At 64.0% G+C, this 18,002-nt stretch carries 14 protein-coding genes and 1 tRNA gene; 11 read left to right on the top strand and 4 right to left on the bottom strand.

Going from position 1 to position 18,002, the window contains the following annotated elements:
* The first annotated feature begins 176 nt into the window (after positions 1–176).
* The gene (locus tag MF609_RS07180) at positions 177–1,409 is read left to right on the top strand and encodes a polyhydroxyalkanoate depolymerase (RefSeq protein ID WP_242415638.1); all 1,233 of its coding nucleotides are present in this window, start codon (positions 177–179) and stop codon (positions 1,407–1,409) included.
* A gap of 63 nt (positions 1,410–1,472) precedes the next feature.
* Here the strand turns inward: MF609_RS07180 and MF609_RS07175 are convergent, their stop codons facing one another.
* Complete coding sequence (locus MF609_RS07175) at positions 1,473–1,952, bottom strand: pyridoxamine 5'-phosphate oxidase family protein (RefSeq protein WP_242415637.1); 480 nt, start codon at positions 1,950–1,952, stop codon at positions 1,473–1,475.
* Between the two features lie 139 nt (positions 1,953–2,091).
* On the opposite strand from MF609_RS07175, the gene MF609_RS07170 reads away from it, so the two are divergent.
* Both MF609_RS07170 and MF609_RS07165 read left to right on the top strand, forming a co-directional pair.
* Positions 2,092–2,166 (top strand) — tRNA-Gln (locus MF609_RS07170).
* Positions 2,167–2,396: 230 nt separating this feature from the next.
* Entirely contained in the window at positions 2,397–2,804 is a 408-nt protein-coding gene (locus MF609_RS07165; protein ID WP_242415636.1) for a hypothetical protein, read from the top strand.
* 161 nt (positions 2,805–2,965) lie between these two features.
* Here the strand turns inward: MF609_RS07165 and MF609_RS07160 are convergent, their stop codons facing one another.
* On the bottom strand, positions 2,966–3,208 hold the full coding sequence (locus MF609_RS07160) for a hypothetical protein (RefSeq protein WP_242415635.1): 243 nt from the start codon (positions 3,206–3,208) through the stop codon (positions 2,966–2,968).
* A 545-nt stretch (positions 3,209–3,753) separates the two neighbouring features.
* The gene (rtcR, locus tag MF609_RS07155) at positions 3,754–5,346 is read right to left on the bottom strand and encodes an RNA repair transcriptional activator RtcR (protein ID WP_242415634.1); all 1,593 of its coding nucleotides are present in this window, start codon (positions 5,344–5,346) and stop codon (positions 3,754–3,756) included.
* A gap of 257 nt (positions 5,347–5,603) precedes the next feature.
* On the opposite strand from rtcR, the gene MF609_RS07150 reads away from it, so the two are divergent.
* From MF609_RS07150 to rtcA, 3 genes are read left to right on the top strand one after another with little or no spacing between them, the layout of a single operon-like run.
* Entirely contained in the window at positions 5,604–6,830 is a 1,227-nt protein-coding gene (locus MF609_RS07150) for an RtcB family protein (RefSeq protein ID WP_242415633.1), read from the top strand.
* Positions 6,831–6,881: 51 nt separating this feature from the next.
* Entirely contained in the window at positions 6,882–7,679 is a 798-nt protein-coding gene (locus MF609_RS07145) for a nucleotidyltransferase domain-containing protein (protein ID WP_242415632.1), read from the top strand.
* Positions 7,676–8,689: an RNA 3'-terminal phosphate cyclase gene (gene rtcA, locus MF609_RS07140; RefSeq protein ID WP_242415631.1), complete on the top strand. Its 1,014-nt coding sequence runs from the start codon at positions 7,676–7,678 to the stop codon at positions 8,687–8,689. Before MF609_RS07145 ends, rtcA begins: the two co-directional genes overlap by 4 nt.
* Positions 8,690–9,341: 652 nt before the next feature.
* On the opposite strand, the gene MF609_RS07135 is transcribed toward rtcA, so the two are convergent.
* Positions 9,342–10,445, bottom strand: coding sequence for an aldo/keto reductase (locus MF609_RS07135; RefSeq protein ID WP_242415630.1), 1,104 nt, complete (start codon positions 10,443–10,445; stop codon positions 9,342–9,344).
* A 95-nt stretch (positions 10,446–10,540) separates the two neighbouring features.
* Here MF609_RS07135 and MF609_RS07130 point away from each other — a divergent pair, with 95 nt between their 5' ends.
* From MF609_RS07130 to MF609_RS07110, 5 genes are all read left to right on the top strand, one after another.
* Positions 10,541–11,428 carry a LysR family transcriptional regulator gene (locus MF609_RS07130; protein ID WP_242415629.1) on the top strand — a complete coding sequence of 296 codons (888 nt, stop codon included), beginning with the start codon at positions 10,541–10,543 and terminating at the stop codon, positions 11,426–11,428.
* Positions 11,429–11,717: 289 nt separating this feature from the next.
* Positions 11,718–12,257: an RNA polymerase sigma factor gene (locus tag MF609_RS07125; RefSeq protein WP_242415628.1), complete on the top strand. Its 540-nt coding sequence runs from the start codon at positions 11,718–11,720 to the stop codon at positions 12,255–12,257.
* Positions 12,241–13,182: a FecR family protein gene (locus MF609_RS07120; RefSeq protein ID WP_242415627.1), complete on the top strand. Its 942-nt coding sequence runs from the start codon at positions 12,241–12,243 to the stop codon at positions 13,180–13,182. Before MF609_RS07125 ends, MF609_RS07120 begins: the two co-directional genes overlap by 17 nt.
* 199 nt (positions 13,183–13,381) lie before the next feature.
* Positions 13,382–16,195 carry a TonB-dependent receptor gene (locus tag MF609_RS07115; RefSeq protein ID WP_242415626.1) on the top strand — a complete coding sequence of 938 codons (2,814 nt, stop codon included), beginning with the start codon at positions 13,382–13,384 and terminating at the stop codon, positions 16,193–16,195.
* A gap of 24 nt (positions 16,196–16,219) precedes the next feature.
* Complete coding sequence (locus tag MF609_RS07110; RefSeq protein WP_242415625.1) at positions 16,220–17,866, top strand: FAD-dependent oxidoreductase; 1,647 nt, start codon at positions 16,220–16,222, stop codon at positions 17,864–17,866.
* The last annotated feature ends 136 nt before the right edge of the window (positions 17,867–18,002 follow it).

Raw genomic sequence — 18,002 nt, 5'->3', positions numbered from 1 at the left:
ACCTCCGGCCCGCTTCGTTGCTTCAACGTATCGAAGGATGCGATCGGTGTCCGCCCATGTGCTTTCAGCTCCGGGACAGGTTCGAGCTACGACCTTCGAAGCGTTGCCGATGGCAACGAATCGCTATATTTTCACTGGTACGGGTAGTTCCCGTCAGAAAAGGTCCGGGGATGCCCATGTTGTACGACGCTTATGAATGGCAACGCTCGCTGCTCGCCGGGGCCAGCGCGATGGCGAATTTCAGCGCGGGGCTGTTACAGAATCCGAGCAATCCCTTCGCCTATTTCGGCGGCGGCCCGGTGTTGGGATCGGCATTGCAGGTGTTCGCCCATGCCGCCGCGCCGCGTGGCAAGCCGGCCTTCGGCCTCACCAGTACGACGATCGACGGCAAGCCGGTGGCGGTGCGTGAAGAGATCGTGCTGCGCCGTCCGTTCGGACAGCTCAAGCGCTTCGTCCGCGAAGGCGTGGAGGGCGGACCGAAGCTGCTGATCGTCGCGCCGATGAGCGGCCATTATGCGACGCTGCTGCGCGGTACGGTCGAACGGATGCTGCCCAGCGCCGATGTGTACATCACCGACTGGCGCGACGCGAAGCTGGTGCCGGTGGCGGACGGTCGTTTCGACCTCGACGACTATATCGACTATGTCGTCGCCTTCCTTGAAAAGATGGGGGAGGCGGGCGATGCGCGCTCGCATGTGCTGGCGGTGTGCCAGCCTTCGGTCCCGGTCTATGCAGCCACCGCGCTGATGGGGGCCGACAAGCATCCCAACCGTCCGCGGACGCTGACGATGATGGGCGGGCCGATCGACACGCGCGAGGCGCCGACTGCCGTCAACACGCTGGCGACCGAACGGCCGCATGCCTGGTTCGAGCAGAATGTGATCGCGACCGTGCCGATGACCTATCCGGGGGCCGGCCGCCGCGTCTATCCGGGCTTCCTGCAGCTCGCCGGATTCATGAGCATGAATCTGGGCAGCCACATGATTTCGCACTGGGAGATGTTCAAGCATCTGGTGCAGGGCGACGGCGAAGGGGCCGGTTCGACGCAGCGCTTCTATGACGAATATCGCGCGGTGTGCGACATGACCGCCGAATTCTATCTTCAGACGATCGACCTGGTGTTCCAGACCCATGCCCTGCCCGAGGGTACGATGAAGCATCGCGGGCGTGCGGTCGATCCGGGTGCGATTACCGATACCGCCATCCTCGCCATCGAGGGCGAACGCGACGATATCTCTGGCCTGGGTCAGACCCGCGCCGCGCTGACGCTGGCGACGGCGTTGCCCGAGGAACGGAAGCACTATCACATGGCTTCGGAAGTCGGCCATTACGGCATCTTCAACGGCTCGAAATGGCGGACCCGTATCGCGCCGGTGCTGGAGCAATGGATTGCCCGTCACGACGGTTGATCGACCGCCGGATCGGTTCAAGGGAAAAAGGGGCGGGGGCGCGAACCCCCGCCCTTTTTCGGTTCAGACGTCGACGACGGCGTGGCTGCCGGCTTCGTCCCCGCCCTTGATCGTCTGGCCGGTGAACATCTTCAGCTTGCCGAGCAGCGACTGGTCGGTTTCCCACACTTCGGCATCGTCCAGCTTGAAGCGCAGCATCAGCAGCGACGGGTCCTGTCGGCCCTGTTCGTACCAGGCCTCCACCTGCTTCGACCAGTATTTGTCGATGATCGCCGGATCGGTTTCCTCGGTCAGCGTGCCCGCGATGCAGGCGAACAGGTCGTGCCCCTTGGCAACGAACTGCACCATCGCCGGACCGCCCGATGCGGCGCGATTGTCGCGCTTGGTGTAGAACCAGAATTCGCTATGGGCATCTTCGTCCAGCACCGCGTACATCGGCTCGCTATGCTGCTGCTTGCCGGTCAGGCCCAGCATCACATAGGGGCTCGCCGCCATCGCCTTCCACATGGCGTCACGGATTTCGGCTGGGCTCTTGGTCGACATGGATGTTCCTTCCTGGACAATGCCCGTCCTCAACGACCCAGAGCCGACAGGTTTCCCGACGATGTCGGCGCGGAAAGCCATTGCGAATCCCGCTGGTTCCTCCTAGTGCCTCCCCTCCACCGCGCCACCGCGCGGCTGCTGGGGCGTCGCCAAGCGGTAAGGCACCGGTTTTTGGTACCGGCATTCGTAGGTTCGAATCCTGCCGCCCCAGCCAATTCGCACCTAAGGACTTGATCTCGCTGGCTTCTCGCTCGTGAGACGGAACGATTGTGCATCGGATTGTGCCAATGCGCTGGCCGGGAAGGCCGCGGTTTTGGACTGTCTTCAACACGTTTACCGGCGCGGACACATTTTCTGGTGGCGCCGAATTCACCGATTATTGGATAATGGCATCCTAGATGTCCGGCTGTCGCTGCGGACCCCGACCGGAAGGCAGCGCGCAATATGGGGGCGGCGCTCACGGCGGTGACGCCGAGGGTGCTGGAGATGCTCGACAGGCGGGCCAAGCAGAAGACCGATATCACCGAGCAGGAACTCCAAGCGATCGCCAAGGCGATGTACGAGGAGCGTCTGGCGGAGGTCTGCACCCTGCAGCGATCGACGCCGTACGATGTCGAGAACCACTCGGCCGCCAATCTGGCGTTCGTCGACTATTTCGAGCGGCTGAAGAACCAGGGCGGTCGCATGTCCTTCCTGCCGGCCGAAGAGCGAAAGTTGCAGGCGGAGGGCTGGAGCGCAGCGGATCGCCGACCTGCGCAGGATCATCGCCATGCGGGAGGAGCGCGGCATCGACCCGATCCGGCAGGACGAGATCGATCGCCATCTTGCCGCCGCCGGTTTCGCGGTCGATGACCGGCTGCGCTGGATGCTGGAGCTAGCCCTCTATCCGGCGTACCGCGATGTCTATGCCGCCGCAGAGGCGCAGCTGCGAGGTGCGGCCACCCCAGGGCGGTGGCGCCTGGCAGTACGGCCACGCCTACACCGGCACCGTTCCCCATTCCGGTCGCTGGCGTTCATCCGGCGCCGGTCGGTGCCGCACCAGCGGTGGCGGACGACTGGCTGCATTGCACCCCGACCGAGGCAGCGGAGCGGATCATCGCCACGACGCCCCGACTGCTGTAGCATCGCAAGGGCGGCAAGCGTGAGAAGGACAGCGTCGGCGAACGGACTTTGCGCCAGATCCGCTGGGCTGCCGTGCTGCCGCAGAAGTCGTTGCCGCCCGGCACGCCGATGTGGCGTGTTACCAAGGCGGACATCGTCAAGCTCGACAAATGGTTCGATCAGCTCTCCGTCAACTATGGCAGCCGTCGCGTCCGCAACCAGATCATGCTCTCCCTGAGCGAGTTGCCCCACCGGCAGCTGCGGCCGTTACTCCGTCGCAATCGCCCGTCCCGACGAAGCATCAGGTTCAAGGTACGAAGGACAAGGTGCCCGCTAACCCGGTCGAGGCTGTTCCCGCGGAATCACCATCGGCAAATGTGATCAAGCGACCGATGGTCCAAACGGAATCGCCCGCCGTGTCGGAACCCGTGCGGCACGCGACGGTGCCTCATCGTGCTCTCGCTAGGCGAGTGGCACGTGCCCGGTGACGGACTGAGCACCGCCCGACAGCATGTCCACCTCTGCGTGTTGGCGCGACAGCACCTGCCGAGCGGACGGGCCGGTGAGCATCCCGATCTCGTGGATACGGCCCATTGACTCTGGGCGGACGAGATCAGCGCTTTCCGCACGGGTTGGAGCAGGGGCACAGCGGCGGCCTGAGCGGCACGGGGCGGCATCGGCCGTCCCGTATCCTACAGGGTCAGCGATCGCCCATCACGTCGGTCCAGCTCAGATCGAACCGCGCCAGATATTTTCGCAGGCGATCGGCGTCGTTGGTCGAGGTGCGCTGACGGCGCGATGCGGCGAACAGGGTGCGGCCGGCTTCGGACAGCGAGCGGCTCTCGCGACAGGTCTCCACCACATGGGCCAACTGGACCCGATCGAACGGGTCCAGCGCGTCCAACTGCTCGGGTGACAGCAGATCGGCGAGTACATCGAGCGCGTCCGCCCCGCCCGCCCAAAGTCGCTTGAGCCGCGCGATCTCGGCGGTGACGCAGTCGACGTTGATCCGTCCCGACGGACTGAAGGTCGCCATGCGGGTGACGCTGGCGGCAAGGTCGCGGAAGTTGCCGGGCCAGCGTGCCTCGGCACTGGTCGCGAAAGTAAGATAGCGGTCGCGGGCTTCCTTGTTGAAGGTGATGCGGTCGCCCTCGCGCTCGGCGTGGCGATCGAGCTCATAGTCCAGGTTGGGCGCGATATCCTCGCGGCGCTTGGCCAAGCCGGGCAGCGCGAAGGTCCAAAGGTTCAGCCGCGCATACAGGTCGTCGCGGAACGTCCCCGCCGCTACGCAGGCGGCAAGGTCGCGGTTGGTGCCGGCGATCAGTTGGAAGTCGCTGTCGACTTCGCGATCGGCACCCACCGGCAGGAACCGCTTGTCCTCGATCGCGCGCAGGATCATCGCCTGTTCGTCCAGGCCGAGTTCGCCGATCTCGTCGAGGAACAGCACGCCGGTGTCCGCCGTGCGCAGCAGCCCGGCACGGTCCGCAGCGGCGCCGGTGAAGGCGCCCTTGCGGTGGCCGAACAGGGCCGACATCGCGCTGTCACCCTTCAGCGTTGCGCAGTTCACCTCGACCAGCGCCCCCTTCACCTGTCGCTTGACCCGCTTCAGTTCGTAGATGCGCCGGGCGAGCTGGCTCTTGCCCGCGCCGGTCGGTCCCATCAGCAGCAGGGGCGCGCGGCTGCGAACGGCTACCTGCTCGATCTCGTCGATCATCGCGTTGAAGGCGGCGTTGCGCGTGTCGATGCCGGATTTCAGGAAGCTGGTGCTCTCGGCGCTGTCGGCGGCGAAGCGCGTGGCGATGCTGTCGTAGCGCGACAGGTCGAGGTCGATGATGCTCCACCCCCCTGCGACGCCGCCAGACCCACGGGCAGGCTGTGTCTGAAGCAGGCGACCCGGCAGATAATGCGCCTCGGTCAGCAGGAAGAGGCAGATTTGCGCGACGTGCGTGCCGGTCGTGATGTGGACGAGATAGTCCGCCGCATCCGGATCGAACGGATAGGCCCGCGCGAAGTCGAGCAGCTTTCCATAGACCTCCTCGAAATCCCATGGGTCGGCGAAATCGAGAATGTGTGGCCTGACCTGCGTTTCCGGCGACACCGAGGCGATATCCTCTGCCACGTAGTGCGCGAGCCGCTGATGCTGGGAGCCGTGCAGCAGGACCAGCTGGTCGACCCGCAGGTCCTCGTGCATCGTCAGGCCGACCGTCGGTCGCCACTTCGACCAGCGCGACGGGCCGAACTTGCTCGCATCGAGGGTGGAGCCGAGGAAGCCGATGACGACGGTTGGACGCATGGCGATACCATAAGATAAATATCGATCCATGTCGATCGCATCTCATTACAGTGGGGCTTCCTGAACCTCCCGCTTCATTTTGTAAAAAATTGTGTTCTGTCAAATGATTAGGTGAGTTTTATAGTCGGCTTGCGGCAATTGGCACGTCCCTCGCAATGCAATGCTCGTCGGGTCGCATGGTATCGAACGGTCCGACACGCGGCAGAGGCGGCCGGAATAGGCCGGCCGCCTCAAAGGTAAGTCCGAGGAGTTAGACGATGACCGCCACCGCTTACGAATACACCGACGTCCCCGGCGGCGTGCCGATCAAGGCCTGGACGCGTGGCGTGCCGGTCGAGGACGGCGCGCGGGCGCAGCTGGCCAAGGCGGCGCAGATGCCGTTCATCTTCAAGCATGTCGCCGCCATGCCCGATGTCCATGTCGGCATCGGTGCGACGGTGGGGTCGGTGATCCCGACCAAGGGCGCGGTGATCCCGGCGGCGGTCGGGGTCGATATCGGCTGCGGCATGATGGCGGCGCGGACCTCACTGATGGCAAGCGACCTGCCCGACCATCTGGAGGGCGTCCGCTCGGCGATCGAGCAGGCGGTGCCGCATGGCCGCAGCGTCGGCAGGGGCAAGCGCGACAATGGAAGTTGGGGCTCGCCGCCGCCCGCGATCGTCTCGGCCTGGGCGACGCTCGTCCAGCGCTTCGACCGGATCTGCGAGAAGCACCCGCGGCTCAAGAACACGAACAATCTCGTACATCTGGGGACGCTGGGCACCGGCAACCATTTTATCGAGCTGTGCCTCGATGAAGAAGCGCGGGTGTGGGTGATGCTGCATTCGGGTTCGCGTGGCGTCGGCAACGCGATCGGCACCTTCTTCATCGAGCTGGCCAAGCAGGACATGCGCAAATGGCACCTGAACCTGCCCGATGAGGATTTGGCGTACTTCCCGGAAGGGACCGACCATTTCGACGATTATGTCGAGGCGGTCGGCTGGGCGCAGGATTATGCGGCGCTCAACCGGCGGATGATGATGACCAACGTCATCGCCGCCCTGCGCAAGGTCATCGCCAAGCCGTTCGAGGCGGAATTGGAGGCGGTCAATTGCCACCACAATTACGTCACGCGCGAAAACCACTTCGGCGAGAACGTGCTGGTGACCCGCAAGGGCGCGGTGCGCGCGGCGAAGGGCGTGATGGGGATCATCCCCGGATCGATGGGCGCCAAGTCGTTCATCGTCCGTGGCCTAGGCAACCCGGACTCGTTCGATAGCTGCAGCCATGGCGCAGGCCGGGTGATGAGCCGAACGGCCGCCAAGAAGCTGGTGACGCTCGACGAGCATATCGCCGACACCGCCGGCGTCGAGTGCCGCAAGGACGAAGGCGTGATCGACGAGACGCCCAAGGCCTACAAGCCGATCGAAGCCGTGATGGCCGCGCAGGCCGATCTGGTCGAGATCGTCCACACGCTGAAACAGGTGGTGTGCGTGAAGGGCTGAGGTGGCGTTTCCGCCGCCTCATCCATCCCGCCGCCGCTCGAGGAATATCTGATGACGATCCTGCATAAAAACGCGATTGCCCCAGCGATCCGTAGCGACATCGAGAGCCGACTGGCCGTCGTCGAAGCGAAGGAGGGCGTGCGCCTGCTGCTCACGGTCGAGTCCGGTTCGCGGGCGTGGGGCTTTCCCTCGCCCGACAGCGATTACGATGTGCGGTTCATCTATGTCCGGCCGCGCGACTGGTATCTGTCGCTGACGCCCGGCCGCGACGTGATCGAGGCGCCGATCGTCGATGACATCGATCTGAGCGGCTGGGACATCCGCAAGGCGCTGGGCCTGTTGCTGAAGTCGAACGCCGTGGTCAGCGAGTGGATTGAAAGCCCGATCCGCTACCGCGCCGACGACGAGATCGTCAGCGACCTCGCAGCCTTGGCTGACGGGGTGATCGATGCCCGGTCGATGGCCTATCATTACGCGAGTCTGGGGCGAAACGCAGCCGATCGGTGGCTGGACGGTGATGGCGCAGTGCCGGTGAAGAAGTATTTCTACGCGCTGCGTCCGGCGCTCGCGATCCGGTGGTTGCGGCGTGAGGGTGGACGCCGTCCACCGATGGATCTGCAATCGCTGGTCGATGCCGTGGACCTGTCGGACGGCCTTATGGACGACATCGCCGCGCTGGTGGCGGCGAAGCGACGGAGCAACGAGCGGAGCAATACCGCGCGCATCCCTGCGCTCGACGCGCTGATCCGCGACGAACTGACCCGCGTCGACGAGGTGCGGGGTGGCCCCGTCGATCCGCGCTCCCGCGAGCGGGCGGAGGCGCTATTTTTGCATTTGGTGAACACATGATCGAAATCGATGGAGCGGAAGGCGAGGGCGGGGGACAGGTGGTGCGCAACGCATGCGCGCTGTCGCTCGTCACGGGAGAGCCGGTCCGCATCACCAATGTCCGCGCCAGGCGGTCGAAGCCGGGGTTGATGCGCCAGCACGTCACGGCGATCGAGGCGGCGTGTGCGATCGGTGGCGCTACCTGCGAGGGGCTGGTCGTCGGATCGTCCGACCTGACCTTCCGTCCCGGCCGGGTGACGGCCGGGGAGTATCGCTTTTCGGTCGGAACGGCGGGATCGACGGGGCTGGTGTTGCAGACGGTGCTGATGCCGCTGCTGCTCGCCGACGGTCCGTCGCGGCTGGTGCTGGAGGGCGGGACCCACAACATGCTGGCCCCGCCGTTCGAGTTCATCGAGCGCAGCTTCTTGCCGATCGTCCGGCGGATGGGCGGGCAGGTGGAGGTGCGGCTGATCCGGCATGGTTTCTACCCGCGTGGCGGCGGGCGGATAGAGGCGGATATCACCCCCGGTCCGCTCCAGCCGATCGAGTGCCTGACGCGGGGAGGGGCGCTGGGCGTGTCGGCCTGCGCCTTGTTCGCCGGGCTACTCATGTCGATCGCCGAACGCGAGATCGCTTTTGCCCGCAAGGCGTTCGACTGGTCGGAGCGCGAATGCTTCATGCGGGAATTGCCGGTCGATCAGGGGCCGGGCAACATCCTGCTGCTGGAGGCCCGGTTCGAGCATGTTACCGAGATCGTCAGTGGTTTCGCGCAACTGGGCGTGACGGCGGAGCGGGTCGCGAAGACGGCGGTCGGGCGGATGCGCGGCTATCTGGCGTGCGATGCCTTTGCTGGGCCGTATCTCGCCGACCAGTTGCTGCTGCCGATGGCTCTGGCGGGCGGCGGCATGTTCACCACCGTCAAGCCGAGCGAGCACGCCCGCACGGCGGCGATGGTGATCGAGCGTTTTACCGGGCGGCGTACCCGGTTCGAGCAGCAGGCGGCAGGGGCGCATGTTGTGACGATCGCGTGAGCGGGTCGCATTCCGCAACGGATGGGAACAGGTGTCCGCCGCAGCATGACGCGTAGACGGGGCGGCGGACAGCGCCGCCCCGTCTTTTCGCTACGGGCGATCTGCAGATCGCTTTTAGAACGAGGATTTGGAGGGCAGCCCGCCAGTTGCGACGCCTTGGACGTTTGCGTCCCACGCCTGCTCGATCTCAAGCCATTCCAGCAGATCGATTTTCAGCTTGTGATAGGCGTCCTCTTCGGCATGTAAGGCTGGCTTTGCTCTGGCGAGAGCAGATCGGCAATTCTCGCCGGGCGCGCACTAATTCATGTTTATTGGAGATTGCGGTGGCGACGCGAAGCCGGGTGTTGCGTAACGCTGAACGAGTTGTGCTCGCACTTGGTCGGGCGAGCGCCCTGCCATGGGCGCGCTGTAGTAAGCAGCCTTCACGGTCGCACCTGAGGGTATAGGGCGGAAAAGCAGCAGAAGCTCTTCATCGTCTTTTTTGCCCGCAAACCCTCGATCCCGTTGCGTGGCAGATCATGCAGCTTGCCATTGCGCTGGCGACGAACCTGTTCATCGACGGTCGTCGCCCAGTCGAAACCGGGGAACGTTTCGACAGTCCAGCCGACCGCGCGCAGATTTCGTTTTTGGCGAGCGGCTCCAGAATGACGGTTCAGCTTCGAACGTCTCCGCCGCCGAAGACGACCTGGTTGCGCATGGCGGGGGCGAACAGGCCGTATAGAAACGAAAGGTTGCCACCGCTCACCGCATCGAGCGCCGCATGGTGATCGGGCGACAGGGTAAGGCCAAGGGCGGCGACATTGTCGGTTACCTGCTCCGCTCGACTCACGCCCATCAGCGTCGATGTGACGCCAGGCTGTCCGATCACCCACGATAGCGCGACCCGCGCCGGTGTCTCGTCAACCTCTGCGGCGACGCGTTTCAGTTCGTCGAGGATCTGCCAGTTGCGCTCGGTGAACAGCGTGTCGCCGAACGGATTGTCGCCATCGAGCCGCTTGTCGTTGGCGGGCCGCGCCGTATCGTCCTGCCCGGCTTGGTTGGGGACGCCGCCCGCGCGCTTCGGACCTGCCTCGACGGTCGCGCGGTCGTATTTGCCGGTGAGCAGGCCATAGGCGAGGGGGCTCCAGGGCACGAGACCCATACCCGCCGACCGCGCGAGCGGCAGGTGCTCAGCTTCGACTCCGCGTTCGACCAGCGAATAGAAATATTGCAGGCCGATCGGCGCCGGATCGCCCTGGACCCGCGCCAGCGTCGCGAGTTCGGCGACGTACCAGGCCGGAGTGTTGGATATGCCCCAGTAGCGGATCTTGCCCGCTGCGACGAGCGCGGTCATCGTCCGAAGCAATTCCCCGGGCGGGGTGATGCCGTCCCAGACATGTACCCAGTACAGGTCGATGAAGTCCGTCCGGAGTCGGCGGAGCGATCCGTCGACGGACGCCAGCAGGTGGCGCGCGCCATTGCCGCCTGCATGATAGCTGCGGCCGGTCGCAAACCCCGATTTCGTCGCGATCACCAGCCGATCGCGCGACGATTGCGCGGCGACAAAACTACCGATCATCTCTTCCGATCGCCCGCCTGCATAGACGTCGGCGGTGTCGATGAAATTGCCGCCAAGATCAGTGTACCGATCGAACACCGCGCGGCTTCCGCGCTCGTCCAACCCCCATCGCGGCGTGCCGAAGGTCATCGTACCGAGTGCCAGCGGGCTGACGAGAAGGCCGGAGCGGCCGAGCGGGCGATAGGTGTCGAGTTTCATGATCGCATCCTGCAGTGTGTTGTCTGCAGATGGACGCCGGACGGCGCGAGGATTAGATCATCTGCGGCGCATGGGTTGCTGAAGGATGTTCAGGAATGGATCGCGATCTCTGGTCCGGTCTGGCGGTGTTCGAGACGATCGTCGAGGCCGGCAGCTTCGCGCGAGCGGCGACGCGGCTTGGATTGTCCGCCTCGGCTTTGAGCCATGCGATGCGGTCGCTCGAAACGAAACTGGGCGTCCGGCTGCTCGACCGTACCACGCGGTCGCTGGCGCCGACGCTTGCAGGTGAGGAACTGCTGGCGCGGTTGAGGCCGGCGATCGCTTCGGTCGCGGACGCGCTGGCCGACCTGGACAATGCCCGGGAACGACCGGCGGGGCGGATCCGGGTCAGCGCGCACCGGGTCGCGGCGCTCTACGCCATCCTGCCGCGACTGGCCGACTTTGCGCTCAACTATCCCGACATCGCGGTTGAGCTGGTGGTCGACGACGGGTTCGTCGACATCGTCGCGGACCGTTTCGACTGCGGGGTACGGCACGCGCAGACGCTGCAGGCCGACATGATATCGGTGCAGATCAGCGCGACGGTGCCACTCGTCTTCGTTGCCGCCCCGACCTACCTTGCCGACCATCCCGCACCGACAGGTCCCGACGATCTCTCTGCGCATCGGTGCCTGTGTTACCGGTACACGTCGTCCGGTGTCGTACACCGATGGGAATTCGAGCGGGACGGCCGGACGGTGGAACGCTCGGTCCGCGGCGACTTCATCACCAACGATATCGACGTGATGCGCGACGCTGCGGTGGCAGGGCTGGGCGTGACTTGCCTGCCGCTGCCGCACGCTGCACAGGCACTGGCAGACGGGACGCTGGTCGAAGTGCTCGCTGGCTGGGCGCCCATATTGGCGCCGAACCACCTCTATTATCCGAGCCGCCGCCAACCGACTGCTGCTTTCCAGGCGTTCGTGGCGGCGATGCGCGTCTGATCGCAAGCGTGCCCTAGAGCGGTTTCCGGCCTTTTTTGAATCGTCGAGGATTCACACGGGCGCGGTTTTCTGATTCAGGCTCGGAGCCGGGTCAGGAGGCCGGCACATATGCCGCGAGTGCTGTCACAGGACCTTCGGGAGCGGGTGCCTGTTGCGACCAGCTGCACAGATCGGACAGAGTAGGCTTACCCGATTGCTCGACGGCAGCAAAATCTCGTCATCCTTGAAGGAAAACATTGGCTCGGCGCTCATATAGCCGGAAGGGAGAGACGAGACGGAACGCGTAGCATTGGCGCAGTGGGTTGGACGTGAAATCCTGCCGCATGAGCGAGACCTTCGGGTCTGGCTGCGGTCGCGGGTGTTCGCCGCCGACGATGCGGAGGACATCGTGCAGGAATGCTATTGCCAGTTGGCGAAATTGCAGGACGTGTCGCATATCCTCGCACCGCGAGCCTATCTGTTCACGATGGCGCGCCACCTGCTGCATCGTCAGCGTCGTCAGGCGCGTATCGTCCGTTTCGAGCCGCTGCCGGAAGATGCCGACGCAGAACCGGTCAGCGATGCGGCCTCTCCCGAACGTGCGGTCGCTGCTCGGCAGGAACTCGAACGGGTCCGCGCTGCGCTGGCAACGCTTTCCGAGCGGGCGCAGCGCATCTTCATCATGCGCAAGGTCGAGGGACTGAGCCAGAAGGCCATTGCCGAGACACTGGGCGTATCCGAAGCGGTCGTGGAAAACGACGCCAGTCGCGGATTGCGTGCGATACTGAAACATCTGGGCGGAGTGCCCGATATGAACCTTCCGGAGCCAGTCCATGTTCGACGCCGCTGAGGACGAGGCGGCCCGGTGGGCGCTGCGCCATCCGTTGGGCCCGGACGAGGAAGACGCCCTGCAACGTTGGCTGGCGCTCGACCCTCGTCATCCGGGGCAGTTGCTGCGAGCGATGGCCGCGCTTGCTGCTGTCGATCGCGCTCTGGTTCCGGCTGATGTCGAAAAGAATCACGGCGACACCCGGTTCAGCCGTCGCCGTCTGTTTGTCGGGGCGGGAGGCGCGATCGCCGCGACGGCAGTCGGTACGATCGGCTGGTCGATTCTGGCGGGCGAGCAGGTGACGACGCGCCGTGGCGAAATTCGCCGATTGCCACTTCGGGACGGATCGGTCGCGACGATCAACACGGAAAGCGAATTGCGTGTCATCTTCGGACAGGCCGATCGCAGGATCGTGCTGGATCGGGGCGAGGCATGGTTTCAGGTTGCCAAGGACCGCAAGCGTCCCTTCGTCGTCGACGCCGGCATCGCGCAGGCTCGAGCGGTCGGTACCGCCTTTTCCGTCGAGCGCGAGGATGATGGTGTCCGCATCCATGTGACGGAGGGCGTCGTCGCGGCGTGGGCCGCCAGTGCCAGCGGCGCGGTCACTCTGTTGAAAGCGGGACAACAGGCCTATTTCCCGGACGCTGCATCACCGCCGAAGGTGACGACGGCACCGGCGGCAGTCGAGCGGACGCTGGCATGGCGTAACGGCGAGATCGCGCTGGAGAATGAAACGCTGGCGCATGCCGTAACGCAGTTCAACCGCTACAATCGCCAGCAACTCGTGATCGACGATCCCACGCTTGGCGAAGAACGGTTGGTCGGGCTGTTCCAGATCGACAAGCCGGCCGACTTCGCTGCCACTCTCGCTGCTTCGCACGATGTTTCCGTCACGGTTACCAGCGGCAGCATTTCGCTGCGGCGTAGAATTCGCGAGCGGGACTGACGGAAAGCGGCCACGCCGGCCTCTTATCTATCGAACGCCGAAAATGGCGTCATGGGGGAGGACAGGGATGGGTAAGGCGCGATTCCGGCAGTGGGCAAGCGGTGCGGCAATCGTCGCAAGCATCGGAGGCGCCGGCTCCGCCCTGGCACAGACCCGTCGGTTTGACGTGCCGGCGCAATCCGCCAGCTCAGGCATCCCGATGTTTGCCCATCAGGCGGGCATCCAGATATTGGTCGGCGCGCCAGCGGTCGAGAGGCTGCGGACCAATCGTGTGCAAGGCACGATGGAAGTCGATACTGCGCTGCGCACCTTGCTGGCCGGGACCGATCTGGTGCCGGCACGCGTGGGTAACGCGGTGGTATTGCGGCGGCGCGAACCTGTGTCGATAACGTCGACCACGGCGTCTTTCGCGCCTCTCCAGGACGGATCGGCGCCTGCCGGCGGCGCTGGCTTCGTACCGGACGAGCCTCCGGCGGAAGATATCGTCGTCACGGGGATTCGCCAGTCCGTGCAGGAATCGATTAACGTCAAGCGGTCGGCGGCGTCGATCGTCGACGTCATCAGTGCGCAGGATATCGGGAAATTGCCCGATCAGAATGTTGCTGAAAGCCTGAGCCGTGTGACGGGTGTCCAGATCGGCCGCCGCGAGGGGGACGGGTCGACCTTCACGGTGCGCGGCATTTCGCAGAACCGATTGGAAATCAACGGCCGGACCTTCATCGGGCCGAGCAATGGTGGCGGTGCCGCCCTGGAGGCGATCAGTCCCGAAATCCTGTCCAGCATCGTCGTCACGAAATCGCCTACGGCGGATATGCCTGAAGGGGCGTTGGGCGCAACGGTGAACCTGCGGACCAAGCGGCCGTTGGCGCTGAAGGATTTCGTTGCCGCCGGCCGCATCCAAGGCGCCTATGCCGATCAGGCGAACCATGTCGGCTATCGGACCTCCGGACTGATTTCCAAGAATTTCGGCGATCGGTTCGGCGTTCTGGCCAGCGTTGCCTATCAAGATACCAAGACGCTTGGCTATTCGTTCGAATCGGGCGGATGGACGCGGACCAACGCCATCGACGGGAATGGCGACGGCATCGACGATGCCAATCTGTTTCGTCCCAATCGGCTGATGGCGCGGATCTACGACCGGGCGGAGCAACGGCTGACCGTCAATGGCACGATGCAGTTCAAGCCGACCGACAATCTCGAACTCATCCTCGACGGTACGTTCAATCATCTCAAGCGGCAGCGCAATTCGGTTAATTACCAGATACTGCTCAACAACAACGACGTCGGTGCGGTCGCGAACCAAAACGGGACGGTCGTGGCTGGCACCTTCCGCGGCGTTACACTTCGTCCATTGATCTACGACGAGCCGACGGACCTCAAGTCCACGACCCTGGGCATGTCCGGCAAATGGGAGGAAGGGCGCGGTCAGGTGACCTTCGACCTGTCGTACAGCAAGGGAGAGGGGAGCGACGGCTTTCCGGGCGCGTCGTTCACCTATGTCATCGTACCGCGCGCGGGGCGGACCGTCGACGCCAGCTACGATTTCCGGCCGGGGAACGCCTTTCCCAACCTGTCGCTCACATCCAACTTCAATCGAGACGATCCGACAAACTATCAGTTGCTGTCGGTATTCGACGCGGACACCAACACCAGCAATGTCGGCTATGAAGGGCGTGTCGACTGGACCTACAGGACGGATTGGGGGCCGCTCTCCTCGGTACAAGCGGGTTTCCGCTACGAAAAGGTCGACCTGTTCACCGCCGACCCGCAGAATCTCCCGGTCGCGGCGGCGTTGCTGGGCAGGGGCGATCGCAATGGCGACGGGATCATCACGATCGATGAACTGGGCGGCGTCACCTATGACCAGCGTTACGGTACCTTCTATCCCGGGGTGCCCGGTGAATTCCCCCGCAACCTGCTGGGCGGCAGCATAGACAAGAACGCGGCACGCGCTTCGCTCGGACTGGTTCGGCCGACACCCTTCGGGTCGGGGATCACCGTGGGTCCGACGTCGGTCAAGGACGTGACTCAGGACACACTGGGTTTCTATGGCAAGGTCAACGGCGAAACCGAGTTCGGCGGTGTCGTCGTTACCGGCAATGCCGGTCTGCGCTACATAACGACGCTGCGAGAATCGACCGGATACCTTTCGGCAACGCAAAGAAACCCGTCGAAGGCCGAGTTCAACTATCTCCTTCCCAGTGCCAATATGGCGGTCAACCTGACCAACGACCTGACGCTCCGTCTTGCCGCCGCAAAGGTGGTTGCCCGTCCGAGCCTGGGCGAAGTGAGCACCAGCTTCGTGCCGAATACCGTGGCCTTCACCGGATCACGCGGCAACCCTAGCCTGCGCCCGTTCGAAGCGACGCAATATGATGCGACACTGGAATGGTATTTTGCGCCGGCCAGTTCGATTACCGGCGCAATCTTTCGGAAGAACGTCAATTCCTTCACGGTCGTAACGGTGACCCGCGAGTTCGTGCCCGGCTTTTCCGAACGCTTCGGTCTGTTCGATATCAGCCAGCCGACCAACGGCGCGAACGGCACAATCCAGGGGTTCGAACTCGCGTACCAGCATGCGCTACGCTTTCTGCCTGGCATCCTGCGCAACCTGGGCGTGCAGGCGAACTACACGTTCGTCGACAGCAGCACTCCGTTGGTCGACTCGATCACTGGCGCGCGCCTGCCGCTGCCCGGCCTGTCGCGCGACAGCTACACACTGATTGGCTATTATGAGGATAAGGGTGTGTCACTACGCGCGGCATACACCTATCGCAGCGCGTTCCTGAGCACGGTGCAATCGGCTGCCAGCGGCGGCAACGCCTATTCGATCGGGCGTGGCCAGCTCGATGCCTCGGCGCAGATCAACCTCACTCGTAACGTGCGCCTGACCGTCGATGCGATCAACCTGACCAAGGAGATCGCCGGCCAGTATCTGCAGACGCCCGAACGGCTTTCGCTCACGACGCGCGAGGATCGCCGCATCTTCTTCGGCATCGCCGCCGCCTTTTGACGTCCACCGACAGGAACGCGCATCATGAAAATCAAGGCCACGCTGCTCACGCTCGTACCGGCACTGTTCGTCGCGCCAACGTTGGATGCCCGTCCCGCACCACAGCGTGCCGACATCGTCATCTACGGCTGTACGTCGGCTGGGGTCGTCGCCGCGATCGAGGCGCGGCGACTGAACCGCGGCGTGCTGCTGGTCTGCACGGGGAATTATCTGGGCGGGATGACCACGAACGGGCTTGGATGGTCGGATACCGGCAATCATCGCGCGATCGGCGGATTGGCGCTCGACTTTTATCGAAAGGTAAAACGCCATTACGACAACCCAGCAGTCTGGATCCATTCCAAGCCGCCCAAGGCCGGGTCGGAGAATTTCGCCGATGACGGGGCGATGTGGATGTTCGAGCCGAAGGTTGCGGAGAAGATTTTCGAGGACTGGGTGCGCGACGCCGGGGTCGATGTCGTACGCAACCAGCCGCTCCGCCGCGATGCGCAGGGTGTGGAGCGCAAGGGGCAGCGGATCGTCGCGTTCACGTCGAAGAGTGGCCGGCGCTTCGCAGGCGAGGTTTTCATCGACGCGACTTATGAAGGCGACCTGATGGGCCTGTCCGGCGTGAGTTTCACGACGGGCCGCGAAGCGAACAGCCGGTACGGCGAAACGCTGAACGGGGTGCAACTGAAGAACACCACGAATCACCAGTTCACGCTGCCGATCGATCCCTATCGCATCAAGGGAGACCCGAGCAGCGGCCTGCTGCCTCGCATCAGCGCTGCAACGCCCGCCGCCGATGGAACGGCGGATGACAAGATCCAGGCCTATACCTTTCGCCTCTGTATGACCGACGTTCCGGCGAACCGCCTGCCGTTGCCGAAGCCTGCCGGCTACGATCCGGGGCAATATGCGTTGCTCAAACGGTACATGGACGCTGGCTATCGCAATTTCTTCGGCAAGTTCGATCGCATCCCCAACGGGAAGACGGACACCAATAATTTTGGCGCGTTTTCCACCGACAATATCGGCATGAACTACGGCTATCCGCTGGGCAGCGATGCCGAACGGGCCCGGATTATCCGCGAACATGTCACCTACCAGCAGGGGCTGTTCTACTTCATGGCCAACGACCCGAGCGTGCCGGCGGAAACGCGGGCGGAAATGTCGCGCTGGGGGCTGTGCAGGGATGAATTCGTAACCAGTGGCGGCTGGCCGAGAGAATTCTATGTCCGGGAAGCACGACGGATGGTGTCGGACTTCGTGATGGCCGAACCGCATCTGCGGGGCAGCAAACCGACGCCACGACCGATTGGCATGGGCTCGTACAACATGGATTCGCACAATGTGCAGCGCATTGTTGATGCCAATGGCCATGTCCGTAACGAGGGCAATATCGAAGTCAGTCCGGGACGCGCCTACCCGATCAGCTATGATGCGATCGTTCCGAAGCGTGGGGAGGCGCCCAACCTTCTGGTTCCGGTGGCATTGTCGGCATCGCACATCGCTTACGGATCGATACGGATGGAACCCGTGTTCATGATCTTGGGCCAATCGGCCGCTGCTGCCGCGGACATTGCAATCGACGACAGGGTTGCGGTCCAGGATGTTGCATACGACAAGCTGGCATCACTCCTTCGCTCCGAAAAGCAGGTGCTGGATTTGACCCTCGAAGCGGAGAATTAACTACGTAGTTAGGCAGCGTGGACAAATTGGCACGCCTGTTTGTTAGGGGACGTGCACCGACTGAACCTCAAGGCGTGCCTCTGGCGCATCGCGCAATCGTGCGTGGAGGGTAAGGTCGCTGACTTCTTCATCAACG

Origin of the sequence: Sphingomonas panni (genome assembly GCF_022664435.1) — a bacterium.
In the GTDB taxonomy this organism is placed as follows: Bacteria; Pseudomonadota; Alphaproteobacteria; order Sphingomonadales; family Sphingomonadaceae; genus Sphingomonas; species Sphingomonas panni.
This window is presented reverse-complemented; position numbering and strand designations above follow the sequence as displayed.

What these genes read in the sequence shown, in the direction of transcription:
- MF609_RS07180 (WP_242415638.1), top strand. Translation starts at nt 177, where the DNA reads ATGTTGTACGACGCTTATGAATGGCAACGCTCGCTGCTCGCCGGGGCC.
- MF609_RS07175 (WP_242415637.1), bottom strand. Translation starts at nt 1,952, where the DNA reads ATGTCGACCAAGAGCCCAGCCGAAATCCGTGACGCCATGTGGAAGGCG.
- MF609_RS07165 (WP_242415636.1), top strand. Translation starts at nt 2,397, where the DNA reads ATGGGGGCGGCGCTCACGGCGGTGACGCCGAGGGTGCTGGAGATGCTC.
- MF609_RS07160 (WP_242415635.1), bottom strand. Translation starts at nt 3,208, where the DNA reads ATGTCCGCCTTGGTAACACGCCACATCGGCGTGCCGGGCGGCAACGAC.
- rtcR (WP_242415634.1), bottom strand. Translation starts at nt 5,346, where the DNA reads ATGCGTCCAACCGTCGTCATCGGCTTCCTCGGCTCCACCCTCGATGCG.
- MF609_RS07150 (WP_242415633.1), top strand. Translation starts at nt 5,604, where the DNA reads ATGACCGCCACCGCTTACGAATACACCGACGTCCCCGGCGGCGTGCCG.
- MF609_RS07145 (WP_242415632.1), top strand. Translation starts at nt 6,882, where the DNA reads ATGACGATCCTGCATAAAAACGCGATTGCCCCAGCGATCCGTAGCGAC.
- rtcA (WP_242415631.1), top strand. Translation starts at nt 7,676, where the DNA reads ATGATCGAAATCGATGGAGCGGAAGGCGAGGGCGGGGGACAGGTGGTG.
- MF609_RS07135 (WP_242415630.1), bottom strand. Translation starts at nt 10,445, where the DNA reads ATGAAACTCGACACCTATCGCCCGCTCGGCCGCTCCGGCCTTCTCGTC.
- MF609_RS07130 (WP_242415629.1), top strand. Translation starts at nt 10,541, where the DNA reads ATGGATCGCGATCTCTGGTCCGGTCTGGCGGTGTTCGAGACGATCGTC.
- MF609_RS07120 (WP_242415627.1), top strand. Translation starts at nt 12,241, where the DNA reads ATGTTCGACGCCGCTGAGGACGAGGCGGCCCGGTGGGCGCTGCGCCAT.
- MF609_RS07115 (WP_242415626.1), top strand. Translation starts at nt 13,382, where the DNA reads ATGTTTGCCCATCAGGCGGGCATCCAGATATTGGTCGGCGCGCCAGCG.
- MF609_RS07110 (WP_242415625.1), top strand. Translation starts at nt 16,220, where the DNA reads ATGAAAATCAAGGCCACGCTGCTCACGCTCGTACCGGCACTGTTCGTC.